The organism is Pseudomonas sp. YY-1 (assembly GCF_002843095.1).
GTDB lineage: Bacteria > Pseudomonadota > Gammaproteobacteria > Pseudomonadales > Pseudomonadaceae > Aquipseudomonas > Aquipseudomonas sediminis_A.
The window spans coordinates 146,372-167,707 of the sequence record NZ_PJLX01000005.1; the positions used below are offsets into that span (position 1 = coordinate 146,372).

General features: G+C 64.2%; 19 protein-coding genes. 8 read left to right on the plus strand and 11 right to left on the minus strand.

The window, feature by feature from the left end; genetic code table 11:
- Nucleotides 1-30: 30 nt before the first annotated feature.
- From CXP40_RS09275 to CXP40_RS09285, 3 genes are all read right to left on the minus strand, one after another.
- On the minus strand, nucleotides 31-1,803 hold the full coding sequence (locus tag CXP40_RS09275; protein WP_106733477.1) for an acyl-CoA dehydrogenase C-terminal domain-containing protein: 1,773 nt from the start codon (nucleotides 1,801-1,803) through the stop codon (nucleotides 31-33).
- A 59-nt stretch (nucleotides 1,804-1,862) separates the two neighbouring features.
- A complete protein-coding gene (locus CXP40_RS09280; RefSeq protein ID WP_106733478.1) occupies nucleotides 1,863-3,236 on the minus strand; it encodes a solute carrier family 23 protein in 1,374 nt (457 codons plus the stop codon).
- 124 nt (nucleotides 3,237-3,360) lie between these two features.
- Entirely contained in the window at nucleotides 3,361-4,980 is a 1,620-nt protein-coding gene (locus CXP40_RS09285) for an acyl-CoA synthetase (protein WP_106733479.1), read from the minus strand.
- A gap of 141 nt (nucleotides 4,981-5,121) precedes the next feature.
- Between CXP40_RS09285 and CXP40_RS09290 the strand changes: the two genes are divergently transcribed.
- Both CXP40_RS09290 and CXP40_RS09295 read left to right on the plus strand, forming a co-directional pair.
- Nucleotides 5,122-7,056 carry a sensor histidine kinase gene (locus tag CXP40_RS09290; RefSeq protein WP_106733480.1) on the plus strand — a complete coding sequence of 645 codons (1,935 nt, stop codon included), beginning with the start codon at nucleotides 5,122-5,124 and terminating at the stop codon, nucleotides 7,054-7,056.
- An 87-nt stretch (nucleotides 7,057-7,143) separates the two neighbouring features.
- Nucleotides 7,144-7,782, plus strand: coding sequence for a response regulator transcription factor (locus tag CXP40_RS09295; protein ID WP_106733481.1), 639 nt, complete (start codon nucleotides 7,144-7,146; stop codon nucleotides 7,780-7,782).
- A gap of 4 nt (nucleotides 7,783-7,786) precedes the next feature.
- Here CXP40_RS09295 and CXP40_RS09300 read toward each other — a convergent pair whose 3' ends face one another.
- The 6 genes from CXP40_RS09300 to CXP40_RS09325 all read right to left on the minus strand — a co-directional run bounded on the left by CXP40_RS09300 (nucleotide 7,787) and on the right by CXP40_RS09325 (nucleotide 14,441).
- Complete coding sequence (locus tag CXP40_RS09300) at nucleotides 7,787-10,396, minus strand: EAL domain-containing protein (protein ID WP_218238993.1); 2,610 nt, start codon at nucleotides 10,394-10,396, stop codon at nucleotides 7,787-7,789.
- Between the two features lie 68 nt (nucleotides 10,397-10,464).
- A complete protein-coding gene (locus tag CXP40_RS09305) occupies nucleotides 10,465-11,076 on the minus strand; it encodes a class I SAM-dependent methyltransferase (protein WP_106733482.1) in 612 nt (203 codons plus the stop codon).
- Between the two features lie 3 nt (nucleotides 11,077-11,079).
- Nucleotides 11,080-11,424 carry a DUF5629 family protein gene (locus tag CXP40_RS09310; protein ID WP_099526350.1) on the minus strand — a complete coding sequence of 115 codons (345 nt, stop codon included), beginning with the start codon at nucleotides 11,422-11,424 and terminating at the stop codon, nucleotides 11,080-11,082.
- A gap of 16 nt (nucleotides 11,425-11,440) precedes the next feature.
- Complete coding sequence (locus CXP40_RS09315; protein WP_099526351.1) at nucleotides 11,441-12,082, minus strand: oxidoreductase; 642 nt, start codon at nucleotides 12,080-12,082, stop codon at nucleotides 11,441-11,443.
- A gap of 30 nt (nucleotides 12,083-12,112) precedes the next feature.
- Nucleotides 12,113-13,837: a C13 family peptidase gene (locus CXP40_RS09320; protein ID WP_106733483.1), complete on the minus strand. Its 1,725-nt coding sequence runs from the start codon at nucleotides 13,835-13,837 to the stop codon at nucleotides 12,113-12,115.
- Between the two features lie 148 nt (nucleotides 13,838-13,985).
- The gene (locus tag CXP40_RS09325) at nucleotides 13,986-14,441 is read right to left on the minus strand and encodes a MaoC family dehydratase (protein ID WP_099526354.1); all 456 of its coding nucleotides are present in this window, start codon (nucleotides 14,439-14,441) and stop codon (nucleotides 13,986-13,988) included.
- A 399-nt stretch (nucleotides 14,442-14,840) separates the two neighbouring features.
- Between CXP40_RS09325 and CXP40_RS09330 the strand changes: the two genes are divergently transcribed.
- Genes CXP40_RS09330 through CXP40_RS09340 form a run of 3 tightly spaced genes read left to right on the plus strand, consistent with a single transcriptional unit; the run spans nucleotide 14,841 to nucleotide 16,558 of the window.
- Nucleotides 14,841-15,200 (plus strand): CidA/LrgA family protein, encoded by a 360-nt coding sequence (locus CXP40_RS09330; RefSeq protein ID WP_099526355.1) that lies wholly within the window; start codon nucleotides 14,841-14,843, stop codon nucleotides 15,198-15,200.
- The gene (locus CXP40_RS09335; RefSeq protein ID WP_099526356.1) at nucleotides 15,197-15,913 is read left to right on the plus strand and encodes an LrgB family protein; all 717 of its coding nucleotides are present in this window, start codon (nucleotides 15,197-15,199) and stop codon (nucleotides 15,911-15,913) included. Before CXP40_RS09330 ends, CXP40_RS09335 begins: the two co-directional genes overlap by 4 nt.
- A 60-nt stretch (nucleotides 15,914-15,973) precedes the next feature.
- Complete coding sequence (locus CXP40_RS09340) at nucleotides 15,974-16,558, plus strand: LON peptidase substrate-binding domain-containing protein (RefSeq protein ID WP_106733484.1); 585 nt, start codon at nucleotides 15,974-15,976, stop codon at nucleotides 16,556-16,558.
- 152 nt (nucleotides 16,559-16,710) lie between these two features.
- On the opposite strand, the gene CXP40_RS09350 is transcribed toward CXP40_RS09340, so the two are convergent.
- Entirely contained in the window at nucleotides 16,711-18,027 is a 1,317-nt protein-coding gene (locus CXP40_RS09350; protein WP_106733485.1) for a bifunctional DedA family/phosphatase PAP2 family protein, read from the minus strand.
- Nucleotides 18,024-18,743 (minus strand): DNA-3-methyladenine glycosylase, encoded by a 720-nt coding sequence (locus tag CXP40_RS09355; protein ID WP_099526359.1) that lies wholly within the window; start codon nucleotides 18,741-18,743, stop codon nucleotides 18,024-18,026. Before CXP40_RS09355 ends, CXP40_RS09350 begins: the two co-directional genes overlap by 4 nt.
- A gap of 246 nt (nucleotides 18,744-18,989) precedes the next feature.
- Between CXP40_RS09355 and CXP40_RS09360 the strand changes: the two genes are divergently transcribed.
- From CXP40_RS09360 to rsfS, 3 genes are all read left to right on the plus strand, one after another.
- A complete protein-coding gene (locus CXP40_RS09360) occupies nucleotides 18,990-20,255 on the plus strand; it encodes a glutamate-5-semialdehyde dehydrogenase (RefSeq protein ID WP_106733486.1) in 1,266 nt (421 codons plus the stop codon).
- A complete protein-coding gene (nadD, locus tag CXP40_RS09365) occupies nucleotides 20,256-20,915 on the plus strand; it encodes a nicotinate-nucleotide adenylyltransferase (protein WP_106733487.1) in 660 nt (219 codons plus the stop codon). It abuts the gene before it with no gap.
- A 66-nt stretch (nucleotides 20,916-20,981) separates the two neighbouring features.
- Nucleotides 20,982-21,335: a ribosome silencing factor gene (gene rsfS, locus CXP40_RS09370; protein WP_003240193.1), complete on the plus strand. Its 354-nt coding sequence runs from the start codon at nucleotides 20,982-20,984 to the stop codon at nucleotides 21,333-21,335.
- The last annotated feature ends 1 nt before the right edge of the window (nucleotide 21,336 follow it).

Here is a 21,336-nt window from a genome sequence, read left to right on the forward strand (position 1 = left end):
CGGCGGTGGCGGATTGCACCTGCCCTATGTTTAGAACTGTTCGGCGGCCAGGCCATACAAGGACTGGCTACCACCACGAATACTCGCTTCCAGGCTCAGGGTGCGCGGCAGCAGACGGGCGAAGAAGAACTCGGCGGTCGCGAGCTTGCTGCCGTAGAAGGCTTCGTCTTCACCCAGCTTGCTTTGCGCCACGGCGGCCATGCGTGCCCACATGTAGGCGTAGGCGACGTAGCCGAATAGATGCAGGTACTCCACCGAGGCGGCACCGACTGCGTTGGGCTCGCTCTTGGCCTGCTCCAGCAGCCAGCCGCTGACCGCTTCCAGGCGTTCCAGCGCTTCCACCAGGCGATCACCGAAGGGCGATTCATGGGCATGGGCGAAATCACGTACTTCACCGGCGAACAGGCGCAGCGCGGCGCCACCATTGGCCACCACCTTGCGCCCGAGCAGGTCGAGCGCCTGGATGCCATTGGTGCCTTCGTAGATCTGTGCGATGCGCACATCGCGCACCAGTTGCTCCTGGCCCCATTCGCGGATGTAGCCGTGGCCGCCGAATACCTGTTGGCCGTGCACGCAGCTTTCCAGCCCGGTGTCGGTGAAGAAGGCCTTGGCCACCGGTGTCAGCAGGGCGACCAGCGCTTCGGCGTTCTGCCGCTCGCTGGCGTCCTCGGCGTACTTGGCCAGGTCGAGCTGCTGGCCAACGTAGCAGGCAAAGGCACGACCGCCCTCGTTCAGCGCCTTCATGGTCAGCAGCATGCGGCGTACGTCGGCGTGGACGATGATCGGGTCAGCGATCTTGTCCTTCGCCACCGGACCGGTGGCGGCGCGGCTCTGGATGCGCTCGCGTGCATATGCCACCGCCGACTGGTAGGAAGCCTCGGCGCAGCCGATACCCTGAATGCCGATGGACAGACGCTCGTAGTTCATCATGGTGAACATCGCCGCCAGGCCCTTGTTGACTTCGCCGATCAGGTAGCCGGTGGCGCCGTCGAAGTTCATCACGCAGGTGGCCGAGGCCTTGATGCCCATCTTGTGCTCGATCGAGCCGCAGGTCACCGCATTGCGCTCGCCGAGGCTGCCGTCGGCATTGACCATCACCTTGGGCACCAGGAACAGCGAGATGCCTTTCGGCCCGGCCGGTGCGTCGGGCAGCTTGGCCAGCACCAGGTGGATGATGTTCTCGGTCAGATCCTGCTCGCCGCCAGTGATAAAGATCTTGCTGCCGATGATCCTGTAGCTGCCGTCGGCCTGCGGCTCGGCGCGGGTGCGGATGATGCCCAAGTCGGTGCCGGCATGGGCCTCGGTCAGGCACATGGAGCCGGCCCAGCGGCCTTCGTACATCGGTGGCAGATAGGTGGTTTTCAACTCTTTGCTGGCGTGGGCGTCGATGGCCAGGCAGGCGCCGGAACTCAGCGCGGAATACAGCGCGAAGCTGGAACCAGCGGCGTAGAGCATCTCCTCAAAGGCCACGGCGAGCATCTTGGGCATGCCCATGCCGCCGTAATTCGGGTTGCCGGAGAGGCCGACCCAGCCGCCTTCGGTGTAGGTGGCGTAGGCCTCGCGGAAACCAGCCGGGGTGCGCACGTCGCCGTCGACCCACTGCGCGCCTTCCTCGTCGCCGCTGCGATTGAGCGGTGCGATCAGGCCGCCGGTGACCTTGGCCGCTTCTTCGAGGATGGCATCGGCGGTGTCGGCATCGACGGTTTCCGCCAGGGCCGGCAGACGTGCCCACAGGCTCGGCGCCTGGAAGACTTCATGGAGGACGAAGCGCATATCGCGCAGCGGGGCGTTGAACTCGGGCATTGTGCAACCTCGACAGCAGTGGCGCCGCGACGAGCGCGGCGCGTGTGGAACGAAATCCGTCAGTCGGCTTCCGCCGGACTTTGCGGCTTATCCTTGACGCTGGTGAATTTAAGCAGATGGGTGCGTTCGACCAGGATGTACAGCGCGGCGCCTGCAGCCAGTCCCCAGCCCGCGCCGTAGACGGCGAGCACCACACCCATGGTGCCGGCGATGCCGCGCTCGGTGTTGTTGTTCAGTTGCTCGAAGCCGACCATCAGGCAGATGTAGCCGGTGAGGATCAGCGTCAGCGACAGGGCGATCGGCAGTACCGGCTGGAAGAAACTGACCAGCGGCAGCATGAACAGCGCGGCGAAACCGGTGATCCAGAAGGTGCCTGCGCCGCTGTAGATCGAATCCATCGCCTTGCGGCCGTACTTGTAGCGCTCGGCCATGGTCGCCGCCACCGCCGTCCACAGCGGGCCGGCCAGGCCTGGGTAGGGTGCGAAGAAGGCATGCAGGGCGTTGCGGATGGCAGTTACCAGGTGGATGCGGTCGACGTTGTTTTCGATTACCTCGTCGGTGCGCAGTTCATCGGCGCGCTGCATCAGCGACTGGCCGACGATGATGTCGCCGAAGGCGATCACGTAAGCGATCACCGCGGTGGGCACGGCCAGCATGAACACGTCCAGGCCGGGGAAGCCGACATTGAACGGCAGGTAGTTCCACATTTCGCCGAAGGCCGGCGCGGTGATGCCCCATTTCACGTCCGGCATCTTGTACTCGCCCACGCCGATGCCGATGAAGATGGCGATCAGCATACCCGGCACCATGCCGTAGTTGACGATCTTGCGGGCGAAGGGCACGCGCTCGGTCAGGCCTTTGAACGACACCGAAAACATCAGGTACAGGCAGATCAGGCTGCCCAGCACCAGGGAAATCGGTGTGTTGGCCAGGCGGCCGCCAGCGCTGATCTCGCCCATCAGTGCGGCGATACCGGCGCCGATGATGATGCCGCCCTTCATCGAGTTGGGGATCAGTCGTACCAGTGCACTGCCCAGGCGGGTGACGCCGAGGAAGAGGAAGATCACGAACACCAGAAACTGCAAGGCGAACAGCGCCTGAATGGCCGCTGGGCCCGGCTCGTAGTTGCCGAGAAACAACAGCACCACGGGGATGCCGGGGGTGATCCAGCCCGGCACCAGCGGCACGCCGAGCAGCGCCGGCAGCATGAAGCCGATGCCGCATACCACCACGTAGGCCAGGGCCACGTCGTAGGGCAGGCCGAGGTATTTCTCCAGCAGCGGGATCATCGCCAGGCTGACCACGAACATGATCAGTGCCTGCAGCATCTCGGCGGTTTCCCAGCGGTAATGCACGAAGGGCAGGCGCAGCTTGAACGGGCCCAGAGGCCAGTGCGGTTGCTCGTCGCCGTCACGGCGCTTGAAAATTTGCATGAGGGTTCTCCGTCGGCCGCCTGGGCCGGTTCTTGTTGTTGTGAAAACGGTGCGGTTTTGCCGTAGCCCGGATGCAATCCGGGGGGGCGAATCGCTGTCCCCGGATTGCATCCGGGCTACGTGGTCAGAGAGCCTTGGCCATATCGCGCAGGACGAACTTCTGGATCTTGCCGGTGCTGGTCTTGGGCAGCTGGGTGAAGACCACGGTCTTGGGCACCTTGAAACCGGCCAGGTGCTCGCGGCAAAAGCTCATGATCTCGTTGTCGCTGGCCTGCTGGCCGGTCTTCAGGGTGATGAAGGCGCAGGGCGTCTCGCCCCATTTCTCGTCCGGACGGGCGACCACGGCCGCCTCCAGCACCGCCGGGTGGCGATAGAGCACGCCCTCGACCTCGATGGTGGAGATGTTCTCGCCGCCTGAGATGATGATGTCCTTGAGGCGGTCGCGGATTTCCACGTAGCCGTCGGCATGGCACACGCCCAGGTCGCCGGTGTGGAACCAGCCGCCCTCGAAGGCCTCGGCGGTGGCGCTGGGGTTCTTCAGGTAGCCCTTCATCACGGTGTTGCCGCGCATGAAGATCTCGCCGATGGTCTGGCCGTCACGCGGTACCGGCTCCAGGGTTTTCGGGTCGGCGACCATCACCCCTTCCAGGGTCGGGTAGCGCACGCCCTGGCGCGCCTTGATGGTGGCGCGTTGTTCCAGCGGCAGCTCGTCCCATTCGGCGTGCCAGGCGCACAGGGTTACCGGGCCATAGACCTCGGTGAGGCCGTAGACGTGGGTCACGGCGATGCCCATTTCTTCCACCGCGCCGATGACCTTGGCGGGTGGTGCAGCGCCGGCGACCATGGCCTTGACCGGGTGATCGATGGCCGCCTTGGCCTCGTCCGGCATGTTCACCAGGGCGTTGAGTACGATAGGCGCGCCGCACAGGTGGGTGACCTGCTCGTCGCGGATCAGGGTGAGGATCTTCGCCGGGTCGACGCGGCGCAGGAACACGTGCACGCCCGCCAGGGCGGTGATCGTCCAGGGGTAGCACCAGCCATTGCAGTGGAACATCGGCAACGTCCACAGGTAGACCGGGTGGTTGCCCATGGCCCAGGTCATCTGGTTGCCCATGGCGTTGAGGAAGGCGCCGCGGTGGTGATAGACCACGCCCTTGGGGTTGCCGGTGGTGCCGGAGGTGTAGTTGAGGCTGATGGCCTGCCACTCGTCAGTGGGCCACTGCCAGGCGAATTCGGGATCGCCTTCGGCGAGGAAGGCCTCGTAGTCCAGATCGCTGACCGCCTGGCCTTCGCCGTACTCGGGGTCGTCGACGTCGATCACCAGCGGCGGGTGGTCGAGCATGCCGATGGCCGCATGGATCACGTCATAGAACTCGCGGTCGGCGATCACCACCTTGGCTTCGCCATGCTGCAGCATGAAGGCGATGGCTTCGGCGTCCAGGCGCACGTTGAGGGTGTTGAGCACCGCGCCGATCATCGGCACGCCGAAATGCGCTTCGAGCATGGCCGGAATGTTCGGCAGCATCACCGCTACCGTGTCGCCCTTGCCGATACCGCGACCGGCCAGCGCCGAAGCCAGGCGCCGGCAACGCGCGTAGGTTTCGGCCCAGTTGCGGCGAATCGAGCCATGCACCACCGCCGGATATCGCGGGTAGACCGCCGCGGTACGCTCGATGAAGCTAAGGGGGCTGAGGGCCACATGGTTGACGGCGGCGCGGCCGAGGCCCTGTTCGTAGATCGACATGGCGGATACACCTTTGGCTGATTGTTAGCTCTGGTTATTCCGGTAATGATGCAGGCATTACCGAAGCTTGCTGGCGGTAATTTATAGGTCATTTCTATTTTTTATGGAAGTTGTACCAAGGTTTTATAGAATAATTACTATATGACTCTTTCGCGTGATCAGGCGGCCGTGCCGCTGCAGGCCTGGCTGCGTATCCAGCGCGAAGCGCCATCCCTCAACGAGCGGGCGGCAGCTTTGCGTCGCGCCGTACTTGGCTGCCCACAGGTACGCCAGGCCTGGTACCTGACCTGGCAGCCGGCCAGCCGCACCTATGCCCAGGAAGATGGCGGGCCACGTTTGCCGCCGGGCCAGGGTGATCCGCTTGCCGCCAGCGATCAGGCCTTGTTCGAGGCGCTGACGACGCAGCCCTGCCTGAGCCTGGAAGCAGTGCGTCAGTTGCCCTGCTGGCTGGCGGGTCGACTGCGCCGCGCTGCTATTCATCACGGTCAGGCCCTGGCGCTGAGCTTGGAGGAGGGTGGTGCCGGCCTGTTGTTGCTGCAGGTGGACGAAGATGCCGGCCTGGAGTGGTTGCCCTGGCTGCGCGAGCTGCTGGCGCAACTGATCGCGCTGGCCGGTGGCATGGCGCGCAGCGCGCCGCTGCTGTCGGCCGATCCGCAGCCGGCGCTGCTGCTCGACGAGCAGGCACGGGCGTTGGAATTCAATCAGGCCCTGCAGAACTTGCTCGGCGACCGTGCGCTGGCACAGGCGGGCGCGCTGCTGCCAGTCAACCATGTGCCGTTGGTGCGTGCTTGCCTGGAGCAGGGGCGCGCGATCGAGGCAGTGGAGGCACAGGACGGCGAGCGCATCCTGATCTGGAGCTTTATCCCCGATGTTGCCGAGCGCCGTGTGCTGGCGCGCTGCCGCGAAGCGACCCAGGAGATTCGCGAGCAGCGCGAAGCGGCGCGCGCGCGACGGCTGTATCGGCTGATCACCGAGAACACCACCGACCTGATTTCCCGGCACACCCCGGACGGCGTGTTCCTCGACGCCACGCCTGCCAGTTGGACGTTGCTCGGCTACTGGCCGGAAGAGCTACGCGGCATGGCGGTCGACAGCCTGCTGCATCCGCAGGATCAGGCTCAGCAAGCCAAGCAGGCGCGCGAGGCACTGGAGCAGGATGGCTACCACACCATGAGCTATCGCATTCGCCACCGCGACGGTCACTACCTCTGGTTCGAGACCGCCAGCCGCGCCATCCGCGAGACTTACACCGGTGCGGTGGTGGAGGTGGTCAGCGTGTCGCGCGACATTACCGCGCGCATCCAGGCCGAGGAGAACAAGCGCCGTCTGGAGGACGAGCTGGCGCATACCACGCGGCTGATCACCCTGGGCGAGCTGGCCTCGGGTATCGCCCATGAGATCAACCAGCCGCTGGCGGCGGTGGTCAACTACGCCAGCGCCAGCCAGCGCTACCTGCAGGGCGTCGGCGGCGATCCGGCCGGTGTGGACAAGGTGGGCCAGGGCCTGGCACGCATCACCGAGCACGCCAATCATGCCTCGGCCGTGATCAAGCGCCTGCGTGCTTTCCTGCGCAAGGGCCAGCGGCGCATGCAGGCGCTGAACCTGGCCGAGGTGGCGCGCGAGGCGGTGCGTCTGTGCAACTGGGAGGCCGGTACGGCGCAGGTGGCGGTGAGCGACCTGTTGCCGGACAATCTGCCGCCGGTATTCGCCGACCGCGTGCTGCTCGAACAGGTGCTGCTCAACCTGCTGCGCAATGCCATCGATGCCAACCGCGAACGTCACCCTGGTGCACCTTCGCAGGTCCGTCTGGAGGCAAGCGAAGCGGACGGCAACCTGGCGATTCGGGTGATCGATCAGGGGCCGGGTGTCAGTGACGAGCAGATGGGCAAGCTGTTCACGCCCTTTTACACCAGCAAGTCCGATGGACTGGGGCTAGGCCTGTCCATGAGCCGCAGCATCATCGAAGGCTTCGGCGGTGCGCTGGAGGCCTTCCCGGTCGAAGGCGGCGGGCTGTGTCTGGAGTGCCGCTTGCCGCTGGGTAGGGACGATGAGTCGTTGTCGAACAGTCGCGGCTAAAGCCCCTCCCACAGGGCATGCAAACTGTGCGAGGGGGCGTTAGCCGCGACCGATGAAACGCATAACAACAAGAGGGGCAGCACAGGGATGCAACAACTGGTTTACGTGGTCGATGACGACCAGGGCATGCTCGACTCGACGCTCTGGCTGCTGGAGTCGGTAGGCCTCAAGGGCGTGCCGTTCACCAGCGGTCGCGCCTTTCTCGAGGCCTGCGATGCGGCGGCCAACGCCTGTGTGCTGCTCGACGTGCGCATGCCGGGTATGGGTGGGCTCAATGTGCAGGAGGAAATGCGCGCACGGGGTATCGACCTGCCGATAATTTTCGTCAGCGGTCACGCCGACGTGCCCATCGTCGTGCGCGCGTTCAAGGCCGGCGCGGTGGATTTCATCGAGAAGCCCTACAACGAGCAACTGCTGCTCGACAGCGTGCAGCAGGCGCTGGAGCGCCGCAAGCCTCTAACCCGGCGCGATCCGCGTCTGGCCGGAGTCCAGGCACGGCTCGATCAACTCACCCCGCGTGAGCGTGACGTGCTCTTGCCATTGGTGCGCGGCTACACCAACCGTGAAGTCGCCGAGCAGCTGGATATCAGCGTGAAAACCGTCGACCTCTATCGCTCACGGGTGATGAAACGCATGCAGGCCGAGACGCTGGCCGAGCTGGTGGGTATGGCTATCGCCGCCGGTCTGGTGGACAGCCTGGCGTTGCGTGAGCCGGTGCGCGTCTGAGCCTTTACGCTGAGCCCTGCTGCAGGTCGAGGGTGGCTCGACCGTAGACGCCGATCTGTTCGGCCGGCTGCGGGACGCCATACAGGTAGCCCTGGAAGTGGCGACAGCCCAGGCTTAGCAAGGCATCGCGCTGTGCCTGGCTCTCTACGCCTTCGGCGATGACGCGCAACTCCAGCGCCTGCCCCAGAGCGAGAATGGTCCGCACGATGGCGGTATCGCTGGCATTGTCGAGCAGGTCGCGAACGAAGCTGCGGTCGATCTTCAACTGGTCGAGTGGCAGGCGTTTCAGGTAGCTGAGCGATGAGTAGCCGGTGCCGAAGTCGTCCAGCGAGAAGCGCACGCCGTAGGCTCTGAGCTGGCCCATCTTGTTGATCAGCGCTTCGATGTCCTGCACCAGCTGGCTCTCGGTCAGCTCCAACTCCAGCTTGTGGGGGTTGGCTCCGGTCTTCTGTAGCGCGCTGAGCACGTCGGTTACGAAGTCCGGATGATGGAATTGGCGGGCGCTGACGTTGATCGCCACGGTCAGCTCGGCGCGCTGCGGGTCATTGGCCCATGAGGCGAGTTGCTGGCAGGCGGTGTGCAGGATCCAGCGGCCCATGGGCAGTATCAGCCCGGTGCTTTCCGCCAGCGGGATGAACTCGCCAGGCGGTACCAGACCGCGCTGTGGGTGTTGCCAGCGCACCAGTGCCTCGGCGCCGAGCAGTTCACCCCGTTCATCCACCTGCGGCTGGTAGTGCAGAAGCAGCTGAGCCTCGCTCAGAGCGCGGCGCAGCTCGTGCTCCAGGGTGGCGCGGGCCGCCAGTGCCTGCTGCATGCGCGGGTCGAAGAAGCACAGGGTATTGCGCCCGGCGGCCTTGGCTTCATACATCGCTAGGTCGGCGTGCTTGAGCAGCTCCTCGGGCTTGTCATGGGGTTGCGAGAACAAGGCGACACCGATGCTGGCGCTGCCGCTGTGGTTATAGCCGGGCAGCTCGAACGGGGTGGCCAGAGCGCGCAGTAGTTTTTCTGCGACATGCTCGATAGTGGCGATGGCAGCCTGAGGCTCGGGCTCGAGGTTCTCCAGGATCAATACGAATTCGTCGCCGCCGAGGCGCGCCAGGCTGTCTTCGAGGCGCACCTGATTGAGCAGGCGCTCGCTGACCTGTTGCAGCAGCAGATCGCCCATGTCATGGCCGAGGGTGTCATTGAGCTGCTTGAAATTGTCCAGATCGATGAACAGCAGCGCGCCCTCACGTCGACTGCGTGCGCTGCGGGCCAGGGCAAACTGCAGGTGTTCGAGCAGCAGGCGGCGATTGGGTAGGCCGGTGAGCGCGTCGTAATAGGCGAGTTGATGGATCTGTTCGAGGTTCTTCTTGTGCTCGGTGATGTCGGTGGAAATGCCGCACAGGGCGTAGATGCTGCCATCGGCCGCACGCAGCGGCAGCTTCACCGAAAAGTAGGTGCGCTCGTTACGGCCGTAGCGATCACGGTTGGTTTCCTCGCTCTCGATGCGCTCGCCAGCCAGTACGCGTCGGTCGTTGATGCCCAGTGCTTGCGCCGTGTCACTGTCGAAGAAGTCGGCATCGCTATGGCCGATAACCTGTTCGGCGCTGCGGCCGAACAGCTCGCAGACCTTGCGATTGACATACTGATAACGCAGTTGCGGGTCCTTGATGTAGATATGCGCCTCGACGCTGTCGAGGATGGTATTGAGGCGCGCTTCGCTGGTCTTGAGATGTCGGGTCTTGTCGGCGACCTGGCGGCGCAACAGCAGGCTGCCGCCAATGGCCAACGTCAGCAGCGCGGCGAGCAGCGCCAGGCCCCACCAGAACAGGACGGGCACGCTGCGCTGCTGAGGCGCGCCACTCCAGCGCTGCAGCACCTGAAAGTAGATAGAGCCAGGCGCTGATTGCCAATTCTGCAGGTGCTGGTCGATGGCACTGAGCAGCTCGCCGTTGGCGCCCTTGCGCGTGGCGTAGAACAGCTGTGCAGGCTGGAACATGATCGGTGTCGCGATCAGGCGGTAGTTGGCGGCGTGATAGTCACCGAACAGCTGATTGGCCACCACTGCATCGGCCTGCTCGGCAAGCACCATGGCAAAGCCCTGGCTCAGGTCGCTGAGCGGAATCATCTGCGCCTGCAGGCCGAAGCTGCTGAGCAAGCTCTGCAGATACTGGAACTGAATCGAACCCTCCAACGCGGCGATACGCAGGCCGCGCAGGTCGAGCACGCTCTGCAGGCGCAGCTCTTCGTGGCTGTACAGCTGTGACCAACTGAACAGCGAAGGCACCTGATGGAAGTCCATCAGGTGTGCCCGCTCCTCGCTGAAGGCGACGTCCGGCAGCAGATCGATCTCGCCGTCCTGCAGCAGTTGCAGGCATTGCTGCCAGGCGCAGGGCACTGTCTGCAGCTGCCAGCGTTCCTCGTTGGCAATGGCCTGCAGCAGTTCACCGAGAATGCCCGAGGGCTGTGCGTTGGCATCGGCAAATATCTTTGGTTCGTTGGCGTACACGCCGACCCTGACCGTGCGTGCCTCCGCGGCGGTGCTCCAGGCGCAGCCCAGCAGGCACAGACACAGCAGCAGGTTAACGAGGTGGTGTAACGAAAGGGGCTTCATGCGCGGGGCGGCTTCCATGGGCGAGTTCCAGCAACCTGTTCTGCAGTATGGCCGCCTATGTCGACTATGCGAGCTCAGGGCGGTGCTCAGTCGGCCCAGCCACGATAGACGTGGGTCATGGGCCTGGGCCCTTTCAGGTAGCCGGTATCCAGTTGGCGGATATGAAAGCCCCCAGCCTCGATCAGCGCGGGTATGTCGCGATCCAGATGGCAGCCGCCGGCCAGCGGTTTCCACAGTGGCGTCAGGCGCTTCTGCCAGCGCACCACGGGGAGGTCCGGTGCCAGGCCGTGTTCGCAGAACAGCAGGCGCCCGCCAGGCTTGAGCACGCGGCGCATTTCACGCAGAGCAGAGACCGGATCGGGGATGGTGCACAAGGTGAAGGTGCAGACGATTTCATCGAAGCTGGCATCCGCTGCCTGAATTTGCCCCAGCTCCAGGGCGATCATCTCCACCGGTACCTGGCAACGTTCGGCGCGCTCACGGGCCAGGCGCTGCATGGCGGCGGACGGGTCGACGCCAACCACCACCTCGACCCGCTGCGGATCGTAGAAACTCAGGTTGAGGCCACTGCCGATGCCGATCTCCAGTACTCGGCCCTTGGCTAGCGGCACGATCTGCGAGCGCGCCTTCATCACCGCGCCCATGCCGCAGGCGAAATCGATCAGATGCGGCAGGATATGGCGGTCATAGAGGCCCATGGTTCAGGCTTCGTCCTGCCCTTCATCGTCCTCATCGTTGTCGCCGCGGTAAGCAGCGAAGCATTTGAGCGTGTGGCTGACATCGTTGCCTTCGATCAGCCAGCTGTCGTCCGCTTCGCTGTAGCGCGCGGCCTGTACCGAAGCCAGGGAGAACTTCCACAAGCGGCGCTCGCGACCATCGATGCAGTGCACCTGTAGCAGCGGTTTGGCGGCGCTGTCGCTGCCCGCCGTGCCAGCGCTGATTTGCGCCAGCAGTTCGGTGTCGAGGTCGAACTGCCAGGCATACAGACCGTCGATCTCGAGCATGTCGGCGTCTTGCAGCGCCTCGATCAGGCTTGTCGGTTTCATCGCTTTATCCACCACGTCAGCGCCCCAGGCGGCGCAGGTCGGAGGACTCTATCACGCGCACGCCGTCTTCCTCTTCCAGAGCCAGGCGCCAGAGGGCGCGGGCCAGGGCACAGGCGTCGATGCCGCGGTACTTGCCCGGCAGCCAGCGCAGCAGCGGCGCCGCCAGGCGCTCGCCGAGACGGAATTCATGACGCGCGCCGAGCAGTAGCGATGGGCGGGCGATGGTCAGTTGCGGCCAGTCCATGGCTTTCAACGCTTCCTCGGTTTCGCCCTTGATGCGGTTGTAGAACACCTTTGATCCGGCGTTGGCGCCCAGGGCGCTGATCACCACCAAGTGCCGTGCGCCGAGCTCGCGAGCGCGACGGGCGAATGCCAGCACCAGGTCATGGTCGACGGCGCGGAAGGCTTCCTGTGAGCCGGCCTGCTTGATAGTGCTGCCCAGACAACAGAAGGCGGTATCGACCTGCCCGGATAGCTGCGGCAGCAGGGCCTGCAGGTCACCTACCGGGTTTTCCAGGTGCGGGTGTGCGGCCAGGGGGCGGCGTGTCGGTGCCAGCACGCGGGCGACCGTTGGCTCGCTGAGCAGGCGGTCGAGCAGGTGTTCACCGGTGAGTCCGGTGGCGCCGGCGATAAGGATGTGCTGCGGGGTCAGGTACATGCGGTTGTCTCTTGTCCGTTACAGTTCAGCTTAGTCCTTTGCCGGACCGCTGGCCACGGCACCGAGCGCACGCTCGGCCTGGCTTTGGCGCAGTTCGCGCCAGTGCTGGAGTACGCCGCGTGGCGCCCAGATCTGCGGTTCGGAAGGTTCGAAGCCGTCGCTCTGCTCACGCTCGGCGACACGTTCCTTGGCCAGTTCGAAGGCCCGTTCAAGGTTGTCGGTCTCGCCCAGCGCTTCGGCGAACAGGGCGCGACCGAAATAGGTGAAGTCGTTTTCCTCGCTGCAGCCGAAGGACACCCGGTCGGCGCGCGCGGCGGTCATCACCAGGGTCTTTTCGTCTTTCAGCGGCGGGATGAAACCGCCGGAGTAGCAGGCGGAAATCACCACCACCTTGTTGCGCTGCTTGAGCGGAGCGAGCAGGGCAGCCAGCTCGCTGGCAGGCAGGTCGGCCAGTTGCAGGCGCGGCTGGTCGAGATTGAGTTCATGACGACGCGAGCCGTGGCTGGTCAGGTAAATGAAGATCAGGTCTTCCTCGCCGCTGCGTTCGGCCAGCGCTTGCACCGCGCGGGTGAGATTCTCGCGAGTGGCCAGCGGGCGGTCGGCAAGATGGTCGCGATGGTTGACCAGGGTGATGCTGCCATAGGCACCGAAGCGCTCGCGCATCAGTCGGCTGACGTAATCGGCTTCGCGCATGAATACGCTTTGCTTGCCGTCACCGGCCAGTGTCAGCGCATACAGTTCGCGTGCCGGTGTCGATGTCGGGATGGCGGCGATGGCCTGGTCGAGCAACTGCCCCTGTTGCAGCAGGCCCAGTTCGAGGCTGTCAGGCAGGACCTGACCCTGCTCGTCGCGTACCAGGCGGCCGCTTTGCCAGGTGCCTGACTGGCGGTTGCCATCGGCCAGGGTCAGGGTGCCCTCGCCGCTGTAATCACCACCTGAAAAGTGGCCGCGATAGGCGCTGCCGTCGGGCAGGGTGAGCAGGCCTTCGCCCTCGTACTGCCAGTCGGCGAACTCGCCGAGGTAGCGGGTGCCTTCGCCGTCGGTGTATTCGCCGGGGCCCTGCATCACGCCTTCTACGAATTCGCCGGCCCAGGTCTCGCCGCCAGCGCTCTGGTAGCGGCCCTTTCCATGAAACTCGTCGTTCTGGAAACCACCGCTGTAGTTGTCTCCATCTGCATTGCGGTAACTGCCCTGGCCACTGAGCAGCCCTTGCACGAACACGCCGCTGTACTGGTTGCCGTAGGCGTCGCTGCGCACGCCCTGGCCCTCTGCCTGGCCGTTGACGAACTGGCCCTGGAAGCTGCTGCCGTCGGCCATCTCCAGTTTGCCCAGGCCATGGAAACGGTCGTTGATAAATTCCCCCTGGTAGCGCTGGCCGCCCTGTTCGAGCAGGCCCACGCCACTGAACCGGTTGCGTTCGAAACCGCCTTCGTAGCGGCTACCGTCGCTGTAGGTCAGGGTGCCCTGGCCATGGAACATACCTTCGTGAAATTCGCCCAGGTAGTGCTCGCCGCCGGGGCCCTGCCATTCGCCGCTACCTTCGAGCATGCCGTCCTTGAACTGGCCGACGAACCAGCTGCCATTGCGGTAGTCCAGCCGTCCGGGGCCTTGCAGCAAGCCGTCGACTATCTCGCCGCGATACTGGCCGCCATCGGGCAGGGTGGCATTGGCCGGCAACAGCGGGCGCGCCTCATCGCAACCGGCGATCAGCAAGGACAGGCACAGCGGCAGCAAACACAGGGCAAGGGGATTCATTACGGACGTCCAGGTCGGTGCTTTGCACGCAGTATGCCGCAAGCCTGGATGCTTGCGCTGCATAGCCGCACTGGTTACGGATGCAGGATCGCTCCTGTTCCGGCGCTGGGCACGGGAAACAGGAGCGACTGGAGATGCCTGGGAGGGATCAGACGAAGCAGAGGGTCAGCGGCTCGGCGATGTAGGCAGGTTTCTCCTGGCCTTCGATCTCCAGCACGGCACGTGCCTTGAGCAGCCACTGGCCGGGGTTCTTCTCGTTGGCGTCGACCAGAGTCACCACCAGGCGCACCTTGGAGTTGACCTTGACCGGCTGGATGAAGCGCACGCTGTCGAGGCCGTAGTTCACTGCCATCTTCAGGCCCTGCGGCATGATCATGATCTTTTCCATCAGCATCGGCACCAGCGACAGCGACAGGAAACCGTGGGCGATGGTGGTGCCGAAGGGGGTCAGCTTGGCCTTTTCCGGGTCGACGTGGATGAACTGGTGGTCGCCGGTGCACTCGGCGAACTGGTTGATGCGCTGCTGGTCGATGGTCAACCACTCGGACTTGCCGAGTTCCTTGCCAACATAGTCCTTGAGCTCTGCTACGGGTACTAACGGCATAGTTCCTCCTTGAGGACGCGGGTGTTTTTCTTGTGTGCGTGAAACCGTTGCGGCCTAGATCATCATGGGGGCGGCATCGGGTCAAGCCTGCCTCGGCGTGATGAATGACGCTGCATAGGCCCGCTCGACGAAGCAATACAGAGGCCAGCGCGGTGGCATCACGCCTATAATGGCCGACATGCCTCAATGGATGCCCGGAATCCCCTCCAGTAGGTCGCTGAAAAACTACCTACGTTGCCATTGCTGCGTTAAAAACAGGCTCGGAATGCTCATTTACAACTCGTAAACTGCGCTTCCTCGCCTGTTTTTGTGTTGCACTGGCCGCCTCGCCTACGTTTTTTAGCGGCCTACTCGTAAGCGGCGCTCACGGCCATCGCTCGTTTTTTGGAGACTTCAAACATGCTGCTTCGCGGCCTTTCCTGGCTGGTGCTGTGCCAGTTACTGGGTACCGTTCTCAACGTTCTGCTGCTGCCGATGTTGCCTGGCCCGATCATCGGCATGTTGTTGTTGTTCGTCTTTCTCATGCTGCGTGGCGAGGTGGGGGAGCCGCTCAGCGTTGCGTCCAGCAGCCTGCTCAAATACCTGCCACTGATACTGGTGCCGCCGGCAGTGGGCGTGATGGCTTATGCCAGCGATATCGCCGCCGATTTCTGGGCTGTGGTCGGCGCGCTGGTACTGTCGTTGCTGGTGTCGCTGGCGTTCGCTGGCTGGCTGATGCAGAAATTGATCGAGCGTCAGCAGCGCCAGGAGGACGTATGAGTCCGGATTGGCAGGGCGCCTGGCAGGCGCTGACCCATCACCCGCTGTTCGGCATCGGCATCACCCTGGGCGCCTACCAACTGGCCATGGCCGCCTACGAGCGAACCCGCTGGGTATTCCTGCAACCGGTACTGGTGTCGATGCTTACGGTGATCGGCATCCTGCTGCTGTGCGGCCTGAGTTTCGCCGAATACCGCAACAGCGTCGCGGCGCTGACTCTGCTGCTCGGCCCGGCCACCGTGGCCCTGGCCGTGCCGCTGTACCTCAACCTGCGGCGGATTCGCCAGCTGTTCTGGCCGATCATCCTGACGTTACTGATTGCCGGCACCTTCGCCACCGTACTCGGTGCGGGGCTGGCCTGGCTGTTCGGCGCCGAGCACATCATGCTGATGAGCATGGCGCCGAAATCGGTAACTTCGCCGATTGCCATGCTGGTGGCCGATCAGATTGGCGGCATCGCGGCGCTGGCGGCGGTGTTCGTGATGATCACCGGGGTCATCGGCGCCATCGTCGGACCGTCCATTCTGCGACTGTGCCGGGTTCATCATCCGGCGGCGCAGGGTATGGCGCTGGGCATCACCGCGCATGCCGTGGGTACCGCGCGTGCCCTGCAGGAGAGCGACGAGTGTGGCGCCTTCGCCGCGCTGGCGATGAGCCTGATGGGTGTGATCACCGCCGTGCTGTTGCCGCTGGCGATTGTCATGCTGCTGTGAGAGCCTGCCTGACCATCCCTGATGCTCCGGCAGCCATGCGTAGATAACAGGCCGTAAACCATGAAGCTCCCGCTGTTCCCGCTCAACACCGTTCTGTTTCCCGGCTGCGTGCTCGACCTGCAGATATTCGAGGCACGCTACCTGGACATGATCAGCCGCTGCATGAAACAGGGCACGGGGTTCGGCGTGGTGTGCATCGTCGAGGGCGAAGAGGTGGGCGAAGCCGCCAGCCGTTTCGCAGCCATTGGCTGCGAGGCGTTGGTGCGCGACTTTCAGCAGCGTACCAATGGTCTGCTGGGTATTCGCGTCGAGGGCGGTCGGCGTTTTCATGTCGAGCGCGCCCAGGTTCTGCCGGATCAACTGACCGTCGCCGACGTGCAGTGGCTGGAGGAGCAACCCAACAGTCCGCTGCAGGCCGAGCACGCTGACCTGGCCGCATTGCACGCGGCCCTGGCCGAGCATCCGCTGGTGGCGGGCCTGGATATGACCAGCGTGGTCGCCGGTCAGCAGCAACTGGCCAATCAGCTGGCCTACCTGTTGCCGCTGGAGCCCGCGCAGAAACTGCAGCTACTTCAGCTCGATGATCCTGCCCTGCGTCTGGAGCAACTGCACGCCATGCTGGAAGTGCTCCAGGGCGATGCCTGAGGCGACGCCTTAGGGTTTGTACGAAAAGTCGTCGAGCGAAGGTCAGGCGAGGCAAAAGCGGGTGAGGACGCGGAGTTTACGAGCTGTAAATGAGCATTCCGAACCCGTTTTTAACGAAGCATCACCGAGCGCAGGCACTTTTCGTACAGAGCCTAATAGGAATAGCGCAGTAGTGCGGTGGACAACTGCCAGGTCGCCATGGCGCCCAGCACCGATAGGCAGGCGGGTAGGATGATCCACCACAGGCGCGCCGGTAGCGGCGGCAGCGCTTCCTGGCGCTGACACAGGGCCAGGCTCAGGCCGCATACCGCCGAGGCCAGCAGAGCGCCGGCGATAATGTCGCTGGGCCAGTGCACCCCCAGGTAGACACGCGACAAGGCGATCGCCAAGGCTGGCAGGCACGCCACTACCAGCCAGGCCAGGCGCAGGCGTGCCGATTGACCACGGCCGGCCAGCACCCCCAGCACCAGGAAAAAGGCAAAGGCTGCCGAACTGTGGCCGCTGGGAAAACTGAAGGTGGTCAGTGGCTCGCTCAGCACGTCAGGGCGCGCCCGGGCAAAGCCATGCTTGAGCGTGGTGTTGCCTAGCGCCGTGACCAGCAGGGTCGAGCCGGCGAAGAGCAGGTGACGCCATTGCCGTGCCAGGAACAGCAAGGCGCACAGCACTGCAGCCGCCGCCAACTGGATATGGAAGTCGCCCAGCCGGGTCAGGGTGCCGATCCATTGATCCAGGTGCGGCTGGCGCTGTTCCTGGACCAAAGACATCAGGCCCTGATCCAGCGCATCGAGATGCGGCCAGCCGATGATGATGGCCAACAGCAGTAACAGGCTGAGGCCGCCACCGAGCAGGCTGGCGCGTGGCTTTTCCGCCAGGCTGGCTTGAATGGTCAGCAGCAGGATCACGCCAATACCGGCCAGCAGTACCGCTGCTTCCGTCCAGAAACCTTCTGCCATTGGCAGGCGCAGAGCCGCGCCGGTCGCCCAGCCCGGCAACAGGTAAGCCACCGCCCAGCCGGCTGCCGCCACCAGGCTGACCAGTATGAAACGCAGCACTGGCATGTTCAGCATGCCGGCTACCAGCGGCAGCATTGGGCGCAGCGGGCCGATGAAACGACCGACCAACAGGCTGGCCACGCCGTAATGACGGAAGTAGAGCTCGGCACGCAAAATCCACTGCGGATGGTGACGCAACACCGGTAGGCGCCCGATGTTGTGCTTGAAGCGTCTGCCCAGGGCGTAGGAAATCATGTCACCACACAGCGCGCCGGTGTAGGCCAGCAGTAGCGTCTGCCACAGCGTCAGTATCCCGCTGCCGGCGAGCAGCGCGACGCTGAACAGCAGCACCACGCCGGGCAGCACGATGCCTACCAGGGCCAGGCACTCGAGCAGGGCGATAATGAAGATCGCCACCCCCAGCCATTGCGGGTTGCCACTCAGCCAGGTGGTCAGGTTATCCAGCCAGACGCTCATCGTTCTGCTCCTGAAACGCTCAACAATCGATAATCACGCCCTTCGACCTGTCCACGACGCAAAGGGTTGCGTGTGCAGTGACGTGCGTAGGCGGCATCAACGAAACGGTAGGGCAGGTCTTCGTCGCGGCCCTTGGGGATACCCAGGCGCGCGCACTGGATGATCACATGCGGTCGTTCGCCGACATCTTCGACGAACAGTCGCTGCGGATCGAAACGGCGCGCATCCCAGTCCGGCACTTTCAGACCCAGCGCCTTGCAGAGCAGCGTCTGCCCGGCGCATAAACGCTCGATGGCGCGGGGTTGGTCGAGGCTGCCCGGGTTGTTGCGTTGCATCGCCGCCAGGGCATCGGGGCCGCTGATGGCATCGACCCAGGGATGTGCGGATTTGATCAGCACCGCATTACCAGGCCCGTGAGCACTGAAGTTCAGCGAATCGCCGCCGCGCGCGTAGTACATGTAGATATGCCCGCCATCGGCGAACAGCGCCTTGCGCTTCTCTGTGTAGCCGAGCGATGCATGGCTGCCCTTGTCGACCAGGTAGTAGGCCTCGGTCTCGATGATCCGTGCACTCAGCCACAGCGCACCGACGCGATGGCGGATGACCTTGCCAAGCAATTCGCGGGCGAGCAGCTGTGCATCGCGGTCGAAGAAGGTGTCGGGCAATGGATTGGCATCAGGCCAGGGCAAGCTGAGGGTGGGGTCGGCAGGCTTCATCTGTCGCACGGGGGCTAAGTCTCGGGCGGCGAGCATAGCAACAAGAAGCTTAAAAATGCCTGAACGCTCCAGCACCCCATGATGGCCATGTTTGCCCCGCGGCACGTTACATCGGCTACGTCTGGCATTGCCTGGCATTCATCACCCGGCGGATGGGTTGCCTACCGCTTGCCAGACGCCGCTGGGCGCGGCCTTGCGAGCCCGCTATAATCAGCCCCTTTTTCCAACTGCCAGACCTCCGCCGCCATGACCGAGTCCGTGCACGACTATATGACCCGCCTGGGCCAAGCCGCCCGCCAGGCATCAAAGGTGCTCGCCCGCGCCAGTACCGCGCAGAAGAATCGCGCGCTGCACGCCGCTGCCAATGCCCTCGACGCCGCTCGCGCCGAGCTGACTGCCGCCAATGAGCTGGACCTGGCCGCCGCCCGCGCCAGCGGTCTGGAGCCGGCCATGGTCGACCGCCTGGCGCTGACGCCGGCTGTGATCGACAGCATGATCGAAGGCCTGCGCCAGGTGGCGACCCTGCCCGACCCGATTGGCGAGATTCAGGGCATGCGCTACCTGCCGTCCGGTATTCAGGTCGGCAAGATGCGCGTGCCGCTGGGCGTGATCGGCATCATCTACGAGTCGCGTCCGAACGTGACCATCGATGCCGCCAGCCTGTGCCTGAAGTCCGGTAATGCCACCATCCTGCGTGGCGGCTCCGAGGCCATTCATTCCAACCAGGCGATTGCCCGCTGCATCCAGCAGGGCCTGGCCGAGGCTGACCTGCCGGCCGCTGCCGTGCAGGTGGTGGAAACCACTGATCGCGCTGCCGTCGGTGAGCTGATCGCCATGCCGAAGTTCGTCGACGTGATCGTGCCGCGCGGTGGCAAGGGCCTGATCGAGCGCATCAGCCGTGATGCCAAGGTGCCGGTGATCAAGCATCTGGACGGCGTTTGCCACGTCTATATCGACGTCGCCGCTGATCTGGACAAGGCGATTCGCGTTGCCGACAACGCCAAGACCCAGCGCTACTCGCCGTGCAACGCCATGGAAACCCTGCTGGTGCACGCTGCCGTGGCGGGCAAGGTGCTGCCGCCGCTGGCCGCCATCTACCGCGACAAAGGTGTTGAGCTGCGTGGTGATGCCGCCACCCGCGAGCTGCTGGGCGGCGATGTGCTGGAAGCGAGCGAAGACGACTGGTTCGCTGAGTACAACGCGCCGATCCTGGCGATTCGCATCGTCGACTCGCTGGATGCGGCCATCGAACACATCAATCATTACGGCTCGCAGCACACCGATTCGATCATTACCGAGAACTTCAGCGATGCACGGCGTTTCCTCACCGAGGTGGATTCCGCTTCGGTGATGGTCAATGCCTCGACTCGCTTCGCCGATGGCTTCGAGTACGGCCTGGGTGCTGAGATCGGTATCTCCACCGACAAGCTGCACGCACGCGGCCCGGTCGGCCTGGACGGCCTGACCAGCGAGAAGTACGTGGTCTTTGGCGATGGACACATTCGCACATAAATGAACGGACTCGGCGCCCGACGCATCGGCCTGCTCGGCGGTACCTTCAACCCGGTGCATATCGGGCATCTGCGTGCCGCGCTGGAAGTGGCGGAATTCATGGCGCTGGACGAGCTGCGGTTGATCCCCAGCGCCAGGCCGCCGCACCGTGATACGCCGCAGGCGACGGCCGAGCAGCGCCTGGCCATGGTCGAACTGGCGGTGTCTGGCGAGACGCGGTTGACGGTCGATGACCGCGAGCTTCTTCGCGACAAGCCGTCGTACACGGTGGACACGCTGGAGTCGGTGCGCGCCGAGTTGGCGGTGGACGATCAGTTGTTTCTGCTGCTCGGCTGGGACGCTTTTTGCGGCCTGCCGAGTTGGCATCGTTGGCAGGAGTTGCTGCAACACTGCCATCTGCTGGTACTGCAGCGGCCGGATGCCGACAGCGAGGCGCCGGAGGCGCTGCGCGATCTGCTGGCTGCACGCAGTGTCAGTGACCCGCTGAGCCTGCAGGGTGCAGGCGGGCAAATCAGTTTCATCTGGCAGACTCCGCTGGCGATTTCCGCCACGCAGATTCGCCACTTGTTGGCAACCGGCCGCTCGGCGCGATATCTGCTGCCCGATGCGGTACTGGCCTATATCCAGGCGCACGATCTGTACCGTGCGCCCAATGCTTGAAACGCTGCGCATGTGCGCTGGCGTCCATTACACGAGGCAAATGAGTCATTTATGAGCAAGCAGAACATGCCCAGCGAAGAGCTGGTCAAGATCGCCGTGGCGGCGCTGGAAGAGATCAAGGCGACCGACATCACCGTGATCGACGTCAAGGACAAGACCAGCATCACCGACTTCATGGTGATCGCCAGCGGTAGCTCCAGCCGTCAGGTCAAATCGCTGGTGGAAAACGTGCTGGAAAAGGTCAAGGAGCAGGGCGTGCGCCCGATCGGTAGCGAAGGTCTGGACAGCGGCGAATGGGCCCTGCTCGACCTGGGTGACATCGTCGTGCACGTGATGCTGCCGACCGCGCGTCAGTTCTACGACCTCGAGCGCCTGTGGCAGGGCGCCGAGCAGAGCCGCGCGCAACATTCGGCCGAGTAAG